Annotated in this window: 15 protein-coding genes; 8 read left to right on the top strand and 7 right to left on the bottom strand. The window is 50.1% G+C overall.

Annotation, left to right across the window (positions count from 1 at the left end):
- Positions 1 to 91 precede the first annotated feature (91 nt).
- The 3 genes from B3A20_RS01240 to B3A20_RS01250 all read left to right on the top strand — a co-directional run bounded on the left by B3A20_RS01240 (position 92) and on the right by B3A20_RS01250 (position 1,863).
- On the top strand, positions 92 to 1,186 hold the full coding sequence (locus tag B3A20_RS01240; RefSeq protein WP_290760984.1) for an ORF6N domain-containing protein: 1,095 nt from the start codon (positions 92 to 94) through the stop codon (positions 1,184 to 1,186).
- Between the two features lie 72 nt (positions 1,187 to 1,258).
- Positions 1,259 to 1,435, top strand: a complete 177-nt coding sequence (locus B3A20_RS01245) for a type II toxin-antitoxin system HicA family toxin (RefSeq protein ID WP_290760987.1) — start codon at positions 1,259 to 1,261, stop codon at positions 1,433 to 1,435.
- An 8-nt stretch (positions 1,436 to 1,443) separates the two neighbouring features.
- Entirely contained in the window at positions 1,444 to 1,863 is a 420-nt protein-coding gene (locus B3A20_RS01250) for a type II toxin-antitoxin system HicB family antitoxin (RefSeq protein WP_173561013.1), read from the top strand.
- Positions 1,864 to 2,055: 192 nt separating this feature from the next.
- On the opposite strand, the gene B3A20_RS01255 is transcribed toward B3A20_RS01250, so the two are convergent.
- Positions 2,056 to 3,123: a glucokinase gene (locus B3A20_RS01255; protein WP_290760990.1), complete on the bottom strand. Its 1,068-nt coding sequence runs from the start codon at positions 3,121 to 3,123 to the stop codon at positions 2,056 to 2,058.
- Between the two features lie 206 nt (positions 3,124 to 3,329).
- On the opposite strand from B3A20_RS01255, the gene B3A20_RS01260 reads away from it, so the two are divergent.
- The 4 genes from B3A20_RS01260 (at position 3,330) to B3A20_RS01275 (ending at position 9,680) form a co-directional block, all read left to right on the top strand.
- A complete protein-coding gene (locus tag B3A20_RS01260) occupies positions 3,330 to 4,088 on the top strand; it encodes a 1-acyl-sn-glycerol-3-phosphate acyltransferase (RefSeq protein ID WP_088630440.1) in 759 nt (252 codons plus the stop codon).
- Between the two features lie 2 nt (positions 4,089 to 4,090).
- Complete coding sequence (locus tag B3A20_RS01265) at positions 4,091 to 6,544, top strand: ribonuclease R family protein (protein ID WP_290760995.1); 2,454 nt, start codon at positions 4,091 to 4,093, stop codon at positions 6,542 to 6,544.
- Between the two features lie 3 nt (positions 6,545 to 6,547).
- Positions 6,548 to 7,468 carry a hypothetical protein gene (locus B3A20_RS01270; protein WP_290760996.1) on the top strand — a complete coding sequence of 307 codons (921 nt, stop codon included), beginning with the start codon at positions 6,548 to 6,550 and terminating at the stop codon, positions 7,466 to 7,468.
- A gap of 124 nt (positions 7,469 to 7,592) precedes the next feature.
- Positions 7,593 to 9,680, top strand: a complete 2,088-nt coding sequence (locus tag B3A20_RS01275; RefSeq protein WP_290760998.1) for a phosphoglycerate mutase family protein — start codon at positions 7,593 to 7,595, stop codon at positions 9,678 to 9,680.
- On the opposite strand, the gene B3A20_RS01280 is transcribed toward B3A20_RS01275, so the two are convergent.
- Positions 9,681 to 12,056 carry an ABC transporter permease subunit gene (locus B3A20_RS01280; RefSeq protein WP_290761000.1) on the bottom strand — a complete coding sequence of 792 codons (2,376 nt, stop codon included), beginning with the start codon at positions 12,054 to 12,056 and terminating at the stop codon, positions 9,681 to 9,683.
- Positions 12,057 to 12,064: 8 nt separating this feature from the next.
- Positions 12,065 to 13,147, bottom strand: a complete 1,083-nt coding sequence (locus B3A20_RS01285) for an amino acid ABC transporter ATP-binding protein (protein WP_290761002.1) — start codon at positions 13,145 to 13,147, stop codon at positions 12,065 to 12,067.
- Positions 13,148 to 13,401: 254 nt separating this feature from the next.
- On the opposite strand from B3A20_RS01285, the gene B3A20_RS01290 reads away from it, so the two are divergent.
- Positions 13,402 to 14,427, top strand: a complete 1,026-nt coding sequence (locus B3A20_RS01290) for a S66 peptidase family protein (protein ID WP_290761004.1) — start codon at positions 13,402 to 13,404, stop codon at positions 14,425 to 14,427.
- Between the two features lie 37 nt (positions 14,428 to 14,464).
- Here B3A20_RS01290 and B3A20_RS01295 read toward each other — a convergent pair whose 3' ends face one another.
- The 4 genes from B3A20_RS01295 to B3A20_RS01310 all read right to left on the bottom strand — a co-directional run bounded on the left by B3A20_RS01295 (position 14,465) and on the right by B3A20_RS01310 (position 18,270).
- Entirely contained in the window at positions 14,465 to 15,445 is a 981-nt protein-coding gene (locus B3A20_RS01295; RefSeq protein WP_290761006.1) for a hypothetical protein, read from the bottom strand.
- Between the two features lie 374 nt (positions 15,446 to 15,819).
- Complete coding sequence (locus B3A20_RS01300) at positions 15,820 to 17,676, bottom strand: YidC/Oxa1 family insertase periplasmic-domain containing protein (RefSeq protein ID WP_290761008.1); 1,857 nt, start codon at positions 17,674 to 17,676, stop codon at positions 15,820 to 15,822.
- On the bottom strand, positions 17,673 to 17,924 hold the full coding sequence (gene yidD, locus B3A20_RS01305; RefSeq protein WP_290761010.1) for a membrane protein insertion efficiency factor YidD: 252 nt from the start codon (positions 17,922 to 17,924) through the stop codon (positions 17,673 to 17,675). The genes B3A20_RS01300 and yidD overlap by 4 nt, the downstream gene beginning before the upstream one ends.
- The gene (locus tag B3A20_RS01310; RefSeq protein WP_338082507.1) at positions 17,908 to 18,270 is read right to left on the bottom strand and encodes a ribonuclease P protein component; all 363 of its coding nucleotides are present in this window, start codon (positions 18,268 to 18,270) and stop codon (positions 17,908 to 17,910) included. Before B3A20_RS01310 ends, yidD begins: the two co-directional genes overlap by 17 nt.
- Between the last annotated feature and the right edge of the window lie 8 nt (positions 18,271 to 18,278).

Below are 18,278 nucleotides of genomic sequence, written 5' to 3' on the forward strand. Positions count from 1 at the left end.
GAGGATTTTTTGCTAGCCGGGCACAAGTGTACAGTTTAGCCCGACAGAGCCTTTGGCATTTTTTCCTGCTTGTACGCCAGAGGAGTTAACGATGAAAAAAGATGTTGCGGTCAATGCGGCCGAGGCCGTTGCGCCGAAAAAGCCCGAATTTTCCCTGATAGACGAGGATTTGCTCAAATCGCGGATATACACCATCCGCGGAGTAAAGGTCATGCTTGATGCCGATTTGGCAGAAATTTACGGGTATGAAACTCGAAAATTTAATGAACAGGTAAAAAATAATATCGAAAAATTTGATGAAGATTTTCGCTTTCAGCTGACTTCAGAAGAATTTGAAAACTTGAAGTCCAAAATTTGGACTTCAAACTGCGGAAATTCGTTGAATTTCGACAATTTTTATAAAAAAGGAAACTTGATGTCCAAAAATCGGATATCAAGTTGGGGTGGCGTTCGAAAAATGCCCTACGCCTTCACGGAGCAGGGCATCTACATGCTCATGACGGTGCTCAAAGGCGAACAGGCGACTGCACAGAGCAAGGCCCTAATCCGCCTATTCAAGCAAATGAAGGACTACATTGCGGCGGAGAATGCACCAAATACTTCTGCGGGAATGGCTTTAGCGACGCAGACAAGTCAAAACACGCGGGATATCGCCGAGATTGCTACGGACGTTCGCACGCTCTCTAACAAGGTGGAGCGAAATGAGAGTTTTCTCCAAAAAGTCATGGCGAATTTCATCGATCCAAGCACATTCAAACACTTCCTGATTCTGAACGGGCAGCGGCTTGAAGCCGATGTTGCCTACACGCAGATTTACGGTATGGCGAAAAAATCGGTACTGATCGTAGATGACTACCTAAATGTAAAGACCCTCGATTTGTTGCGATGCGTGGCAAAGGGTGTTTCTATCAAGATTTTCAGCGAACAGCACGGAAGGACCTGCCTGACCGAAAGCATGCGGGCGGACTTCAAGGCCGCCCGCCCGGATGTAGAACTTGGCGATGTTCGCGCCACGAGTAACATATTCCACGACAGGTACATTTACCTAGATTTCGGAACCGCCAACGAGAAGCTGTTTCACTGCGGGGCTTCGAGCAAAGATGCCGGCAACAAGATCACGACCATCATGCAGCTGGAAGACATCGCCGTGTATCGCTCATTGTTTGAAAGGCTGTTGCAAGGGTGAAAATACTGTTTTCTGCTCAATTCCAATAAATAAATATATTGACAAATAAATAAATATATTGTATTTTAAACAATGAAGTTTAAAGAAATTTGTGACTACGCAAAGAAAAGAGGCTGGGAACTGGGGCGAATCAACGGCGACCACCACATATTCGTGAAGCAAGGCAAGCGCCCCGTCCCCATACAACGAAACAAGCACGAGATAGAAGGCGTCTATCTCAAGTGCATCTTGAAACAATTTGACCAGTAGAGGCCCCTATGAATTACGCAGCGAAAATTGAGAAAGACAAGGATATGGGTTTCGTGGTTTCATTCCCCGATCTGCCCAACGTGAACGCGTTCGGCGACACGCAGGAGGAAGCTCTCAAGCAGGCGAAGGACGCGCTCGACGGTGCGATGGAATGCGACCTGGATCTTGGCAACACGATGATTCTTCCCAAGACAAAGCCCGATTCCGACAAGGGGCTCTACCCGGTCGAGCTTTCCCCGCGAATCGAGATTGCATACAAGCTCTTCGAGGCTCGCAGGGGGCAAAAGAAATGTGATGTGGCACGCCGCGCAAACATCACCCCGCAGGCTTACCAACGTTTTGAGACTCCAAAGGGCTCGCCTTCCATCGAAACGCTCTACAAGCTGGCACACGCCCTCGGCAAGCAGCTCGTAATCGAGTTCGTGTAATAGGCCAAGGCTGTCACGCTGAAAAAAAAAGATTACCCTCCCTCACAAACAAAAAATCCCAGCCGCAATGGCCGGGATTAACAAAGCTCTAAACCCAACGACTTCGGCGCATTTCCATTCGCCTCCGCCGATAAAGTGATGCCCGCTCGTCCCCGTCAAGCGAGGACAGGTAGGCGGGCATGACAAATACGCTTACTTCTGCAAATTCAAACTTGCATTAGCAGCACCGTACAAACTAATGCTGTAATCCTTGATGAGGTACACCGGAATCTTGTTCAAGAGCGGGCGGATGTTCGGATTGTAGTTCTTTTCGAACCAAGTCATGAACAAGTTATCGCGTTCGAGCCAGCGGAGGTCCTTCTGGACCGTTCCACCTGCGAGGTAGAAACCGCCGAGCGGGAGGAACAACGTGCAAGCGTCGCTGGCAAAGCGGGCAAGCATCTTCACGAACATGCGCATCATTTCGGCAGCGACCGGATCGGTATCACTTGCGCGGCTGATGTACTTCGGACGGTCATGCCAATCGGTTTCTTCAATCTTCTTGAATGCATCGTTCTGCGGTACGCCCTTCGTGTCACGCCACCATTCATAGAGGTGAGCAAGACCCATGCCAGAGACGAGTGGTTCAACGCCCGGCACGGTGCCGATGCGCTTTTCCATGTAGTCGCGGAAGTCCTGAGTTTCCTTGTCGAACGGAGCAAACGTAGAATGGCCACCTTCGGAGCAAGCCGGGATGTACTTTTGACCGTCAAATGCGAGGAAGCCAACGCCCATGCCCGTACCCGGACCAATCACGGCCTTCGTGGCAGCCTGCGGCTTCGGTTCGCTACCGTCGGTGTGCTTGAACTTGAGGATCTGTTTCGGGTCATCGACGTCGAGAGTCGGGATGCCATAGCTAATGGCCATAAAGTCGTTAATCACGAGAGTCGGGATGCCGGTTGCATTCGTGATGGCATCGCCGTCAACGCACCACGGGAGGTTCGTCATGACGCACTTGTTGTTTGCCACCGGACCTGCGGCGCTGATGCAGATGTGGGACGGCTTCAAATCCGCGCGGTTTTCGATTGCTGCCTTGAGCGTTTCGCGGATCGGGGTGTCAAGTCCTTCAATGCACTGGCTCGGGCAAACGGTTTCGAGAATGAGCGTAAACTTGCCTTCCTTGTAGCCCACAAGACCAAGATTCGTATTCGTACCACCGATATCACCCGCCAAAACGAGACGGTCAAACTTTGCATCGGGATTAAGCCATTTAATTTCCATAATTTAAAACTCCATGTTTTACGTTCAGGAATATAGTTTTTTCTCAAGGAAATAGGAGATTCACGATTAAATCGGGAATGACTAGTGCGTATTTATGCGTATGTAACAAAAACAACCGATTTACTCCGCTCAAAAAATATACATTAAGCCCATAGGGACCTATTTATAATGAGTGGGTCATAATTCACTTTTAACAAGCAGAGACCATGCGCGCTATTCTTGCACTCTTTTATTACATCGTCGTTTTCACTATCATGGTTGTTGCGGGTATCCCCTACACCCTCTATTGCGGTATCCGCGGGCACTGGGAAAACTGCACCAAGATTTGCACTTTCGCCTTCAGGAACATTATTTTCAAGCTTTTCGGCATTAAAGTCGCGGTCAAGGGGGCAGAAAACATTCCAAAGGGCGTAAACTACGTCATCGTCGCCAACCACCAGAGCTTTTTGGACATCAACGTCGTCTGGCATTCCATCACGTCAGCCTCGTTCATGGCTAAGGCGAGCCTCTGGAAAGCGCCCGTATTCGGCTGGGTTTTGAACCGCTCCGGCAACATTCCTATCCACACGAACCCGCGCAAAAACGCAGGCCTCGGCAAAATCCTCAAGAAACGCCTCGAAAGCAATTACAACATTGTCGTGTTCCCCGAAGGCCACCGCAGCGAAGACGGGCACATGTTCAAGTTCCAAAATGGAATTTTCCGTTTGGCAAAAGAACAGCACTTTGACATTTTGCCAGTTACATTTATCAATACCGGAAAGATTCTCCCAAAGGTCAAATGGGCGGTCTATTCCGGCACCGTCGAGATGGTCGTTCACCCGCTAATCCGTTATGAAGATTACGCCGACAAGCCAATGGCCGATCTCCGCGACGAAACCCACGATTTGATTGAATCCGCGATGCCGTACAAGCAGGCGGAACTTGCCGCAGCAAAAGAAGCGGCAACAGAAAACAAGGAGGCTTAATTATGGCTAAGGAATTACCGAGCGAAGAACAAATTATTGCAATCCTTCGTGACGAACCCATGGTAGGGAGCCAGCTCCGCAGCGCTCTCGGCCTCCCGAAAAAACAGAAGATGGCTTTTAAGCAACTCCTCGCCGACATGATTGAGCGTGGTGTTTTAAAGCGTTCTGCGCACAAGGAATATCAATTGGGCGATGGCGAACCGCTGGAAGACAAGCGCGAAAAGCGCCGCAAGAAGCTTGCAGAGCAGGGTGTCGAAGACAACCGCCGTCCGGGCGCACGTAGTCGCCGTCAGACCGAAAAGGATTCCGGCACACGCGTGAAGCGCGGCATTCTGCACCAGACCGGTGACGAAGACTGGCAGGTGACCGAAATTGATACCGGCAAGGTGTACGAGATGTGCCACCGCAGGCAGGCGCCGGGCAAGGAAGGCGAGACCATCAGCTTTACACTTTATCCGCACCCGAAGCTCAAGCACAGCTACTTGGCAAAGGTGGACCGCTCTGCCGAAATCATGAACGTGACTTGGGACGAAGTCAAGAAACAGTTCATGGAAGAGAGCAACTTGCCCAAAGGCTTTAGCCCCGCTATTGAAAAGTACGTAGCCTCCATTACAGAACCGACCGAAAAGGATTTCAAGGGCCGCGTGGATTATCGCAAGCTCGACATTCTCTGCATTGACCCCGAAGGCGCCATGGACCACGACGATGCAATCAGCGTGGAACGCAAGCCGAATGGTGGATACAAGCTCGGCGTGCACATCGCCGATGTGAGCTACTACGTGCCCGAAGGTTCGGACCTCGACGAGGAAGCACTTGAAAGAAGTTATACGCAATACTTGCCATGGGCCGCAGTGCCGATGCTCCCGGAAAAGCTTTCCAGCGGTGTTTGCAGCTTGCACGAAGGCGTGGACCGTTGCGCTTTTACCTGCATGATCGACTTGGACAAGGAAGCAAACGTTCTCGGTTGGGACTTCCACCGCAGTGTCGTGAAGATTACGAAGGGCATCACGTACCAGCAGGCAGTGAAGATGATGGAAGAAGGTGACGATTCCATCAAGGCACTCGCCGAAGTGACGGCACTTCTCAAGAGAAACCGCACCAAGGATGGTTTGCTTGAATTCCAGACAACCGAATACGGTTGCAAGTTTGACGAAAACGGTGAACCGGTCAAGATTTTCCCGCGCGAACACGACGATTCCAATTCGTGGGTCGAAGAATGCATGCTCATCGCGAACAATTGCTGCGCCAAAGAACTCAAGCAGCGCAAGCTGCAAGGCATTTACCGTATCCATGAAGCTCCGGACACGAAGGACATCATGGAACTCTATTACATGTACCCGGACCTGTTCAAGGACGCTCCGGTGATGTTGCGTGACTTGGGTAAGCCGCGCAGTGGCGATACAAACTTGAACCCGGTCGCTTTCAAACTGTACGAACACTTGGTGAAGCGCGCCGCCGGCGACGAGACGCTCACGAACCGCATTTTGCGCAGTATGCAGAAGGCCCATTACGACAGCAACAGCTTTGGGCACTTCGCCTTGAACTGGCAGGATTACAGCCACTTCACTTCGCCGATCCGCCGTTACGCGGACCTCTGGTGCCATCGTGAACTCGCCCGCAAGGGTAAGGAAATCACAGCCGACCGCGTGAACAGCGTGATTGAAGTTTGCGATTTGATTTCAGCAAACGAAATCAAGAACATGAAGGTGGAACGCATTTCTATCAAGGTGTGCAGCTGCTGGATTTTGAAGAGCCGCATTGGCGACAGCTTCGAAGCAAGCGTTACGGGCATCGAAGAATGGGGCATTTACGTTTCCATCGACGATCCGATTGCCGAAGGTCTTGTGCGCTACCGCGATATCGCAGGCGATGACTTCTACGTGTTCAATCCCGACCAGGGTCTTGCATTTGGCAAGCGCAGTGGCCGCACCTTCCGCCGTGGCGACAAGGTAATGGTGCAGTTGTTGCGCGTGGATCCGTTACGCGGTCAGGCCGACTTCAGCATTACCGAAAAGCTGAGCCCCGAACCGAAGAAGCGCCGCAGCCGCGAAGATACCGAACGCGACATTCGCAATTTCAATGAAAGAGCTGACCGCGCTGCGGCCGCCGAAGCACTCGGCTATGTGAGCCAGCCGGACGAAGACGACGATTACGAACCGGAATACGTTTCTCGCGGTCGCCGTGGTCGCAGAGATTTTGACGGTCCGATTTTCGAACGCACCGGTCGCGATTCTCGTGAACGTGGCGGTTTCCGCAAGGGCCGTGACGAATTCGATGAAGGTCGCCGTTCCGACAAGCGTGGGAAACACGGTTCTGAAAAGCGCAGCGGTCGCGACTCCCGTGATTTCGGCGAAGGATTCCACGTAGCGAGCGAACCGCGCGAAGCAAGACGTGGTCGCAGATCTAGCGAAAAAGGTCGCGGACGCAGCAGCCGCGGAGGCCGCAGAGGAAGATAGCTGATGGACGCATGCAATAAAGTCGCCCTCTACGCTAGTTACCAAACCGGGGAAGACCTCCCCGGCTATGTCCGTTTTGCGCTCAAGCATCTTGCCGAGACCGACTTCAAGGTCGTCCTCCTCACGAATCGCCGAACGCTTTCGAGCGACACCTACGATTTTCTGAAGGAAAACCATATCGAGCTTTTCCTCACCGAAAATCGCGGGTTTGATTTTGGCATGTGGCGGCGTTATTTGCAACTGCAGGCAAACCGCACCGACGCAGCCGGCAACTACGTTCCCGGCGTCATCACGCGCGATGTGGAACGCTTGTTGCTCATCAACGATTCCATCGTCTATTACAAGAACAAGTTCAAGGAATTCTTTGAACGCGCCGAAAACAGCAACGCCGACGTCGTCTCACTCACAAGCAATGACGAATTTGCCCCGCACCTGCAATCGTTCTTCTTGTACATGAAACCCGCCGCACTAGGCGTGTTCTTCTTGCACATTTTCGAGACTCCCGAACAGACCGAATTCTACGATGTCACCCGCAAGCTCGAAGTGGGCTTAAGCGAAAAATTCACCGAAGCCGAAGTCATCATGGAATCGCTCTACCACACGGAACGCCCTGTGTTCTTCGCTTACGACGAACTCACCCAACAAGGGGCGGGATTCATAAAGCGCAAGCTCCTGGAACGCCGTTTCAACTACGAAGAAAAGAAACACTTCGTACGCCACCACGCCTACGACGCACTCAACAAGGACTACACTGCCCTTGTGAAAAGCGCCGGACTCGACGCAGACTTTGACGAGAATTGGCTCCCGAAATGTAACGAGACCAAGGCAGAGCGCATCAAGGACTTTATCTGGGAAAAAGGATTCCAGCTCGTAGGCTTCCCCGCCAAACGGCTACTCGATAAAATCAAGAAAGGAGATTCCTGATTATCCCCGTCATCCCCGTCATCCCCGTCAAGCGAGGACAGGCGCGAGGACAGGCGCGAGGACAGGTAGGCAGGAATGACACGAATGGCGCAAGTCAATCACAAACGTAAAATAGGTATATGGAATGAGATTTTTTGGTTTAACAGCGATTGGTTTTGCTGCTTTTTGGGCATCGTTATGGATGGCGGGCTGTGGCTCTGACGGAAACCCTGCCACCGGCAATGGCGACATTGACCCGAACCAGCCTATTTCTCTTTTCGATACTTTGAGCGTTCCGAGCGCAGCCAACTTGCCTGCTTGCGACGCAAGTCGTGAAGGTCGCGCATTCTTTGTGCAGAATGAGAACTTGCCGCGACTTTGCGTAAAAGGCTCTTGGCGCAGTGCAGCGGACTCCACAGACTTTAGCGTCACATGCAGCGACGGATTTTTGCACGCGGTTGACAAAATTTCGCCAACCGGAACAACCGTCGGTAGCCCAGACACTGTCTTTGTCGAAGGCTTCGTTTCGCCGATGACAGGCATTGCGCAAAAAGGGCCGTTCGTCTTTGGCACAAGCGTCACCGTCACCGAAACAAGCAAGGAATTCAACACCGAGACTTACCAAAAAGCAGAAGGTTGCATCCTCACTAACGACGGCCGCTACACCTTTAACGAAGTCCATTCGAATTCCAACTGCGTGAAAATCAGGGCGACCGGATTTTACCGCAACGAAGTGACGGGCAGAGTTTCAGACAGTCCCATCACGCTTGCCGCAAAGACATGCTCGCCCGAACATGCGAACGTGAACATTCTCACGCATATCACCATCCCGCGCATCGAGCAGCTCACGATGAATCACATTGACTTTGCCGAAGCCAAGGCGCAGGCGGAGCGCGAAGCATTTGCCGCATTCGGAATTGACACGGTCACGCTTTATTCGCAGCCGTACTTCACCGACGGACGCACCAACAAGCCCGTTGCCGAAGATTTGGACATGTTCGGGAACAGCGAATATAGCGCCGCACTGTTTGCCATCTCCGCCTTGATTCAAGGCGAGCGCAGCGAGAACGACATGATGAATCTCGCAAACAATCTCGCCGAAGACCTCAAGGGTGATGGCACTTGGAACGACCAAAACTGGAAAATTCAAATTGCCGACTGGGTTGTAGGTCTTGACACGCTCTGGAAATACAACGACATCCGCAACAACGTTTCATCGTGGGGCATGAACATTCCGAACTTTGAGCGCTACATGCGCGCGTTTATCCCTATCGCTTACGGTTTCGAGCCATGCACTGACGCCAACGCAGGTCAAGTCACATACGTGAACCAAGGTCAAAGCGCCCTTTTCGCAAACGACTACGAGCACGCCGACCATTCTAGAGTCCGATTCATCTGCGACGTAAGTTCCAAGGAATGGCGCATTGCACAGCCCATCGAAAAAGACACGGCTGGATTCGGCCCCGGCGAATACGACAAGGAAGTCCGCGAAGGCCGTGTAAATCACGACAACTATTACATCTTCGAAACAGCCACAAACGCATGGCGCGTCGCCACCCCGCAAGAAGCCGACGGATTTACAGACCTCGTTGAAGTTTATGCAAATCTCAAGTCCGATGAAAAAGCAGTCTTCATCATTCGCCACAGCGAACGCACCGATGACACCGGCCCAAGCGGCCACTTGACCAGCAACGGAAAAACCTACGCCCGCAATCTCGGCGCACGCCTCGCCGCCGTTGCTAACGAAGACTTTTACTATGGATACTCGGGCTACACACGCACGCAAGAAACTTGCGAAGAAATCGCCATTGGCAAAGGTCAAGTCGGTTACACGCTCAACATTCTCCCCTACATGGACGGAGCCTGGTATATCAAGGACGAAGCCACCGCCAACAACTACATCAACGCCGAAGGTGGTTGGGTTGTATTTTCCAAGTACGGTTTTACAGGCGCCTATCCGGACGCATTCTACGATTTAGAGACACGCAGCGAAGAACTCCTGAAGAACAACATCCTCGCAAACCTCCCGGCCATGAAACGCGTAAACGTCATGTGCACGCACGATTACCTGGTGGTGCCGCTCCTCGCCTACACCACTAACGGTCACGCGAACGTCCGCTACTACGAAAAATGGCGCTGGGTCAATTACCTCTCCGGCGTTGCAATGATCATCTCCGCTGACGGTTCCGTCCGTTACGTCCCCGTCAAGGGACTTGAATCGGGAACAATGTAATTACTTGCGCTTCGCACGGATTTTCGGATCGAGCCTATGCTGTAACATCGTAAGCACGCGAGTCAAAATCCAGATGATAATCAGGTAAATAAACGCCGTCATAATCAACGGGAAGAACGCCTCGTAAGTGCGACTGCGGATAATATCCGACGCTTTTGTCAAATCCAGGATGGCGATATAGCCCACCACCGATGTCATCTTCACCATGCTAATAAATTCACCTTGGAACACCGGCAAAAAGTGGTGTGCCGCCTGCGGGAAGACAATCTTGAAGAACGCACGAGGTTTCGTATAGCCGAGCGCAAGCGCCGCTTCCATTTGTCCTTTATCGACCGCCAAGATTCCCGTGCGCATAATTTCGGCGGCATAGGCGCCAAAGTTCATGCCAAAGCCAATGATGGCAACCCACACGCCATCAAGCCCCGTACGTGCAAACACGATGTAGAACAGCACCATCAAAAGCACGACCGACGGAATCCCTTGCAAAAGGCGAATGTAGCCTAGCGCAAAAACATTCGCGTATGGACGACTCGAGAGGCGCAACATGCAAAAGCCAAAGCCAATCAGCGAGCCCAAAATTCCCGAAAGGATAGAAATAAAGATAGTCACGCCAACACCTTGCGCCACAAGCTTCCAGCGATCTTCACGAATAAATGTTCTCTCGAAGCTTTTCTTTAAAGAACCCCAAAAGGTTTCTTCATAAGGGGCAATAGCCTCTTCTTCTGCAGTCCGTTTTACAATGGCAACGACTCCACCATCATAAACAGGAGTAGAAAAATTAACGCTTCGCTTTCGTTCTGCGGTAACCGTAATCTCCCCCACGGCCAAATCACTTGCGCCAGACACGATCGATGGCAATATGGATTCAAAATTCATATTCACAATTTCAAGTCCATAACCATAAGCCTCACAAAAACGGACAACCCAATCAATATCATAACCAACAATAGCATTGTCCTTAATGTAAACAAACGGGGCTACCTCCACATTCGTGGCCAAGCGAAGTGTTCCATTGGTCGCTTTCAACTTTGACAAATCAATTTTCTTGAGCGATTCATCGGATCCAAACCAGACTGATTCCAAATCAGTTTGCAAACCTTGTTTGATAGAAATTTGAATAAATTCCGTCATTTGTGCACACAACTTTTCACCTTTTTCACTTTTTGAGAAAGCAAAGGCATAGTTAGCCTTTTCTAAAATCTTATTTACAATTTCAACTTCTTTACGATTTTCTACCAAAAGCCTTGCGGTAGGCTCATCAACTAGCATGGCATCCAATTTTCCAGCATCAATCGATTTGACCATATCAGCATAAGTATTGAAAAACAGGGACTTCGCTGTCGGGAAAAATTCATTCAATACTTTATCGAAGGCTCCTCCTGTCATAAGGCCAATCTTAGCGCCATCGCGATTCAAGCTTTTAATCATGTCTTCAGGATTTTTCGCTACCTGTTGCTTAGCTTTACCATCAAGAATCTGCACCGCCATCACGCATTCAGAAACGTAAATAGGGTGCGATAGATAATTTTTCTCCTTGAATATAGGAGTTGCACTAAGCGTCGCCGCCGCAAAATCATACATTCCCGTTTCGATACCAAGAATCACCGATTCAAACGCCACGTCGTGAACTTCGAGACCGCAACCTTTTTCCTTGCAGAATCGTGCCATCAAATCCATTTCGTAGCCGACAATTTTGCCATTCTTGATGTATTCAAATGGCGGATTCACGGCGCTCGTCGCCATCTTGAACGTAGGCATTCCCGATTTTGCCTTCGGAAATTCCACGACCTTTTTTTCTTCATCTTCACCGAGCCAAATGTTATCAATCGAATCCAGCATTCCCGACAGATGCATTTTATCGATAAACTCATCCATTTCGTCACGAAGCGCTTTAGCCTTTTCATTCTTCGGGAAAACAATCACAATATCCATCGGCTCGAAATCGGCATGAATATAAGCAAGGTTTGGATTTTCGAGTGCGGCATAGCGGATCACAGGTTCGTCATTGATAAAGCCATCCAGCTTGCCGTTCGCCACCATGTAAGCCATGTCCGGAGTAGACTTGTAATACTTGATTTCGGCCTTGGGGAGCATTCGGCGCGTTTCTTTATCGACAAAGACAAAACCCGTTTGCATTCCAAGTACAAGATTCTCGTTTTTGTTCATGTCCGCAATGGAATTGTACTTGAGGTGCAATTTTCTAAATCGTGGCGGAACATCCTTCAATGCAGAATCACGTCCTTCTTCGTAGCCAATCGTATATTGCGGGGCGTTCAGCTGGGCCGCACTTTCAATTTTACGTACTTCTTCATCGCAGCCCGTCAACAAAACCGTCAAAGCAATGAGAGCAGCCAAATATTCGAGAATCTTTTTCATAGCACCCCCTATTTGACATGGAAATGAATGACATTCAAGTTATTGACAACATTTTGTTCATAATGTTCTGTAGCCACATCAATCAGTTGTCTAGAAATTTCGTCGCAAAAATCCAACGGATTCACGTTCGGTCCTGCAAATTCAAGCCGAATTTCTGCACGGCTGTTGTCTTCGGAATACTCCGCCATTAAACGGATATCCGTACCTTGCGGCAGTTTGGGAACAAGCCCAAGCATCACCATTTCGTCGAGAACATAGCTCACGTTTCGAATGGTCCGATTCTCCATCTGGTTCTTTTCGGCGAAAAACAGGAATCGGTTCATAACGCCCATAAAATCAATATTTCCAACGACAAGATGTTCGTCAAACACTTTCAAATGCTTGATAAACAACCTCGTCTTTTCGCGTTGCGGATTTTCAAAAATCTGCTTCGAAGTCCCTTCTTCGTAAATCACCCCCTCGTCCATGTAGAACACACGCGTCGAAATATCGCGAGCAAATTTCATCTCGTGCGTAACAATCATCATCGTGAGTCCCTGATTCGAAAGTCCCTTGATCACCGCAAGGACTTCTCCAATCATCGTCGGGTCCAAGGCGCTCGTCGGTTCATCGAGCAGTATAATTTCAGGATCCATCGCAAGCGTACGTGCAATAGCGACACGCTGTTTTTGGCCGCCCGAAAGTTCTTCGGGTAAATTATCGGCCTTGTCCGCAAGCCCCACACGACGCAAAAGTTCCATACCCTTTGCGCAGGCATCCCGCTTGGAACGGTGCAAAATATCCATCTGCGCGACCATGATGTTTTCAATAATCGTCAGATGGTTGAACAAATTAAATGACTGAAATACCATCCCCATCTTGCGACGAATTGCAGGTACATTCGCCCCACGCGCTGTAATCGATTTTCCGTCAATCAGTACCTCGCCCGAGGTCGGACGTTCCAAAAGATTTATACAACGCAATAACGTCGACTTGCCTGTTCCCGACGGCCCAATAATCGACACAATATCGCCACGATTAATCTCGGCATTGACATCCAAAAGCGGAGTCGCATTCAGATACACCTTTTTCAAATGACGAATCGAAATCATCAAAACACCCTTTTTCCCCTTAAAAAATGTGATATTTATCTTTTTCCCTAGTTAAATTATATCATTCCCTCCTAAAACGATACAAAAAGTTTACCTTCGCGTAAAAACATATATATATTAGACCATACAAAAGGGTTTTAAAATTTATCCAGAGGGGGAGCTTTATGGATATTGGAAATATGTCGTCCTGCAACGTCATGGGTTCTTGCCTGTCGAAAAAAACGATAGGATTAACAGCTGTATTATGTTTATCTATGATACTTGGTGGTTGCGGTGACGACAATTCTTCTAGCGCTTCTGTGAACTTGAAAAACGCACCGATTGCAGAAGGCACGGCACCCGCATTCTTGAAAAAAGGCGACAAGATTGCACTCCTTTCGCCCTCCTACACGACACCCGATTCCACAATCCAAAAGACCGCAGATGTCCTCGAGGACTGGGGATTCAAGCCCGTCATCGGCAAGAGCGTCGGTAAGGTTGAAGCAGGCAAGTTAGCAGGTACCGCCGAAGAACGCGCCGAAGATTTCGAAAATGCGCTCAAGGACACAAGCATCAAGGCGATCCTTTGCAACCGCGGCGGTTACGGCACTATCCAGCTCGTTGATTTGATTGACCTGCAGCTCGTAAAAAAGAACCCGAAATGGGTTATCGGCTATAGCGATGTGACCACGTTACACGCCATGCAGACCAAAGCGGGCGTCATGAGCATCCACGGTACCATGAGTTCGAGCATTGCAAAGACCGAGGGCAAGGATGAAAATAGCACGCTCCTGCGCGACTTGCTCAAAGGCGAAGTCCCGACGTACAAAGTTCCTAAGCACAAATACAACCAGAAAGGCAAAGCCGAGGGTATTCTCGTAGGCGGCAACATGGCAACATTTGTGCCAATCATCGGCGCTAGCGACATCGACGTTTTCCAGAATGACGGTATCATCCTCTTTATGGAAGAAATCGGCGAGAACTTGCGCAACATCGACCGCATGTTCCATTCCATTGAACTTCACGGCGTGATGGAGAACGTTAGAGGCGTTATACTTGGTGAATTTGTAAGCTCCGGGACCGACCTCGATTACGAAAGCACCGAAGCGATGCTCTCCAAGTATTTGAAGGAATACGACATTCCTGTGATTTGCGGATTCCCCGCCGGGCACGACGACATCAACGTACCGATCGTTATGGGATCCAAGGTCAAAATGGACGTCAACAGCGATGGCGCTACGATTACATTCGACATCAACGGCGAAAAGAAAACCGTAGATACAGAAAAGCTGGGCCAATAGACCCAGCTCTCTAAACCACTTTAGAATTTTATAGTCTTTAGAACTTCCACATCACGCCCACGGTCGGCACAATGCTGAAATTGCCCATGTCGTCATCGTGGTTGACTTCAAGGCGGCTAAAGTCGCCTTTCTTGTACTTGACAGAAGCATCCGAATCGACCTCGGCTACCCAGCGGCCGCCGACACTAGCAAAGAGCCCGACGTGATTGCTGAGCGCAAACCGAGCCATGAAATCGCCACCAAGAGTAAGAGCGGTCAAGGATTCGCTATAGCTGCGATCAACGCGTCCGAGTTCCTTGTGCTTAAACGACTTTTCTTCCGTGACAAAAACGGCGTATTCAACACCAACAACCGCAAACATCGAGAACGTCACTTTCGGGCTGTTCACAAAGCTATAGCCCGCACCGAATTCAACGGCGCTGTACGTGCCTGTTTGCCAACCGTCCGACGGATAGAACTCGATGTTGCCCGTCGTTGCTATACCAGACGTAATAGACAGCTTTGTAGCAAAGCCACAACGGCAAACGCCCATATAGCTAGCATTCACGCCGTAATTGATCAAGTTAACTTTTTTGTTCCCAATGCCGTACTGATCAAACGGAATAGAAAGACCAGCACCAATATAATGGTTCCATCTCTTAGTCTTAACCGGTTCTGCTTCAGTCGAATCTACTGTTTTTGCAGAATCCACAGCCACTTCAGAGACCTTAGCTGTATCGACTGCAGGCAAAGTTTCTGCAGGCTTGACCGGTTCAACGGCCTTGGCAGTATCAACAACTGCAACGGTGGCTGAATCGACGGCAGGTGCTGCGGCTGGTACTGCAACCTTAGCCGTATCCGAAACCACAGCGGCAACAGGATTTGCGGCAGGCACAACAGCCTTAACAGAATCAACGGCCGGAGTCGTTACAGGAACTGGAGCCTTCGCACTGTCCGCTTTAACGGCGGGCACCTGAGCCACGCCTTGAGCAAATAAAGTTGAACAGCAGGCAAGAGCAAGTCCAAAGATTTTTTTCATAGATAATTCCCCTTTTTTTATTTTTAAAATAGTATAATTCAGGCTAGCAATATTACAAAAACATACTTTCATTTTAAAAATGATATTATATTAGACTTTTACAAAGTTTTTGCGTTGTCCAAAGGGGAGTTTTTATGGATTTCACGCAGGTTTTTGACGCCGTTGTCAAAGCGGTCGAAAAAGGCGATATCAAGGAATCACGAATCGACGAAAGCGTCAAGCAAATCTTAAAACTCAAGAAAAAGAAATAATACAAAAAGAAGCCGCGGGTGCAGCTTCTTTTTGATTTAGATCCTTCGACTTCGCTCAGGATGACATTGCACAGTGAGATCGCTCAAGATGACAAATGCGCGGAAAAGTCCGCGCATTTTCTGTTACTTCACGATTTCAGCGTCCTTGACGTTCTTGCCCTTGAGCTTGGAAGAAGTCTTCGGAGTAGAGCCATTAACCGGCGGGAACTTGCTGTAGATGTACTTGTACTGAGCAATGCTCCAGATGTTACCGATAATCCAGTAGAGCACGAGACCAGACGGCATCACGGCGCTGAACAAGAGCATCATGGCAGGCATCATCCACACCATCATCTTCTGCTGAGCAGGATCCATGCCGGCGTTGGAGTTCATCGTCACCTTGGTCTGGAAGTAGGTCGTTGCAACCATGAGCCACGGGAGGATGGCAAGGCCAGACGGCATGATGATAGGAATGCTGATACCGTTCCAGACAACGTCACTGCGGCTGAGGTCCGAGATCCAGAGGAATGCCGGAGCGCCACGGAGCTCGATTGCGCGGCCAAGCACAAAGAAGAGGCCCATGAAAATCGGCATCTGGATGAGCATCGGGAGGCAGCCACCAGTGCAGCTTGCAAGCGGGTTGATGTTGTTCTTGCTGTAGAGTTCCATCATAGCGGCCTGCTTCTTCTGCGGGTCGGTACGGTACTTCACGTTGATTTCTTCAATCTGCGGCTTGAGAGCAGCCATGCCACGCGTAGACTTGATCTGCTTCACAGTGAACGGAGTCGTGATACCGCGAACGATAATCGTCACGAGGATAATGGCAATACCGTAGTTCGGGATGATGCTGTAGAACATGTTCAAGAGCTTGAGGAGCATCTTGCAAATCCAGACGAACCAGACGTCTGCACCACACCAGCTCCAGCCACTCACGATAATCTTTTCGTAGTCCTTGTCGAGAGCGGAAAGTTCATCCCACTTGAGCGGAAGAATCATCAGGTCATAGTTGATGGATTGCGCACCGCGAACGTCGTCAGCAATCGTAAGCTTGTACGTACCCGGATCGACTTCGTTATCCACCTTCATCGGCTTCGTCTTGAGCACAGCCGGAACAGCTTCGTCGAACTGGACCGTCATGGCCACGTACTTGCGGCGCAGCCCTGCCCAAATGACCTTGCCTTCAGTAGCATTGAAAGAAGTCTGTTCGCGCGGCATTTCACGTTCCACAGAATAGCGATCATTGAAGACGACTTCGCTGAAGTAGTAGGTGCCACCACCGCCGATGCCCATGAAGCCTTTGGACTTCGGGATATCTTCAGTTTCCTTGAGGCCGCCCTTCCATGCGAGTTCATAGGCATTCGGCTGGAAACCGATAAACTTGTTTTCTTGACGGACTGCCGGGCCTTCCTTGGTGAAACCGTAAGAACGGATGACCTGGTTGCCGTTTGCGTCCTGGAATGCGAACTGGACCTTTGCGCTGTCGGTCACGACAATCTTTGCAGGCGTATTGCCGAGTTCGAACATCGCTTCGCTCAAGTCAGCGTTGTCGAGCTTCAAGTCAAAGGCGCCGAGCGTCGTGTCCTGGATGAGTTCCGGGAACTTGCCGGCAGAATCCGGGAGTGCCTTCACGATGACGCTCTTGACCTTAGCCCCCTTGTTGGTGAGGGTCATGATGAACTTGTCAGTTTCGACCGTCACGGAGCGTTCTGCAATTTCGGCCTTCGGAGCGACCGGAGCTGCGCTATCGTTTGCCACAGCCGGAGCGGCAGCGTTTTCAGAACCGCCCAAGACCGGAGCAGCCTTGATTTCGGGCGTTTTCTTCGGGAGGACAAGCGCATTTGACGTGCTTGCGGAATCCGCTACGACCTGCTTTTCGGCTTTAGCCTTTGCCTGTGCGGCACGGGCAGCCGCCTGCGCCTCGGCATTTGCGTTATTGACAGCCATCCACCAAATCACGATGACCGCGATAAGAATGGAACCAATGAGTGTATTCTTGTTCATTTTTTATCCTTAGGGGGCGGAACCGGGTCATAGCCGCCCTTGCAGAAGGGGTTGCATCTTAAGACTCTAAAAACCGCAAGATAGAAACCTTTAAAGGGCCCGTGGAGGCGTAAAGCTTCAATTGCGTAGTTTGAACACGTAGGCTGGAATCTACAGACCCCATGGAAAAAATAGGGGTGCACCAGTTGGTATAGACGGATGGGGGCAATCAAAGCCGCCACCAGAGCATTTTTAAGCTTCTGCCACATCCGGTTGCTTGTCCCATTCCATCTTGTGGAAAATTTTCTGGGCGGATTCGCGGAAACGTTCAGAGGACATTTCCTTGGAATTGTCGCTCACGATAATCATTGCCCAGATGGGCTTTTTGATATTCGGGACAATACCATAAAACAGTGGACGTAGGATCCTACGGCACTTATTGCGATACACGGCATTTCCGTTTTTCTTCTTGGCTAAGAAGCAGAAACGACAAAAACCGTCCGGAGCTTCAATCCATCGCATGCTAAAAGCAGGTGCGCGGAGGAACTTCCCTTGGACGGCTACTTGCCGGTAAGCGGGCTGATTGGGCAGCCGATAAGAACGCAGAGTGGCTATAAGCCAGC

The organism is Fibrobacter sp. UBA4297, from assembly GCF_002394865.1.
GTDB lineage: Bacteria > Fibrobacterota > Fibrobacteria > Fibrobacterales > Fibrobacteraceae > Fibrobacter.

Bases quoted from the DNA above. Each gene is read 5' to 3' on its own strand.
- B3A20_RS01240 (WP_290760984.1), top strand. From the start codon at position 92: ATGAAAAAAGATGTTGCGGTCAATGCGGCCGAGGCCGTTGCGCCGAAA.
- B3A20_RS01245 (WP_290760987.1), top strand. From the start codon at position 1,259: ATGAAGTTTAAAGAAATTTGTGACTACGCAAAGAAAAGAGGCTGGGAA.
- B3A20_RS01250 (WP_173561013.1), top strand. From the start codon at position 1,444: ATGAATTACGCAGCGAAAATTGAGAAAGACAAGGATATGGGTTTCGTG.
- B3A20_RS01255 (WP_290760990.1), bottom strand. From the start codon at position 3,123: ATGGAAATTAAATGGCTTAATCCCGATGCAAAGTTTGACCGTCTCGTT.
- B3A20_RS01260 (WP_088630440.1), top strand. From the start codon at position 3,330: ATGCGCGCTATTCTTGCACTCTTTTATTACATCGTCGTTTTCACTATC.
- B3A20_RS01265 (WP_290760995.1), top strand. From the start codon at position 4,091: ATGGCTAAGGAATTACCGAGCGAAGAACAAATTATTGCAATCCTTCGT.
- B3A20_RS01270 (WP_290760996.1), top strand. From the start codon at position 6,548: ATGGACGCATGCAATAAAGTCGCCCTCTACGCTAGTTACCAAACCGGG.
- B3A20_RS01275 (WP_290760998.1), top strand. From the start codon at position 7,593: ATGAGATTTTTTGGTTTAACAGCGATTGGTTTTGCTGCTTTTTGGGCA.
- B3A20_RS01280 (WP_290761000.1), bottom strand. From the start codon at position 12,056: ATGAAAAAGATTCTCGAATATTTGGCTGCTCTCATTGCTTTGACGGTT.
- B3A20_RS01285 (WP_290761002.1), bottom strand. From the start codon at position 13,147: ATGATTTCGATTCGTCATTTGAAAAAGGTGTATCTGAATGCGACTCCG.
- B3A20_RS01290 (WP_290761004.1), top strand. From the start codon at position 13,402: ATGATACTTGGTGGTTGCGGTGACGACAATTCTTCTAGCGCTTCTGTG.
- B3A20_RS01295 (WP_290761006.1), bottom strand. From the start codon at position 15,445: ATGAAAAAAATCTTTGGACTTGCTCTTGCCTGCTGTTCAACTTTATTT.
- B3A20_RS01300 (WP_290761008.1), bottom strand. From the start codon at position 17,676: ATGAACAAGAATACACTCATTGGTTCCATTCTTATCGCGGTCATCGTG.
- yidD (WP_290761010.1), bottom strand. From the start codon at position 17,924: ATGTGGCAGAAGCTTAAAAATGCTCTGGTGGCGGCTTTGATTGCCCCC.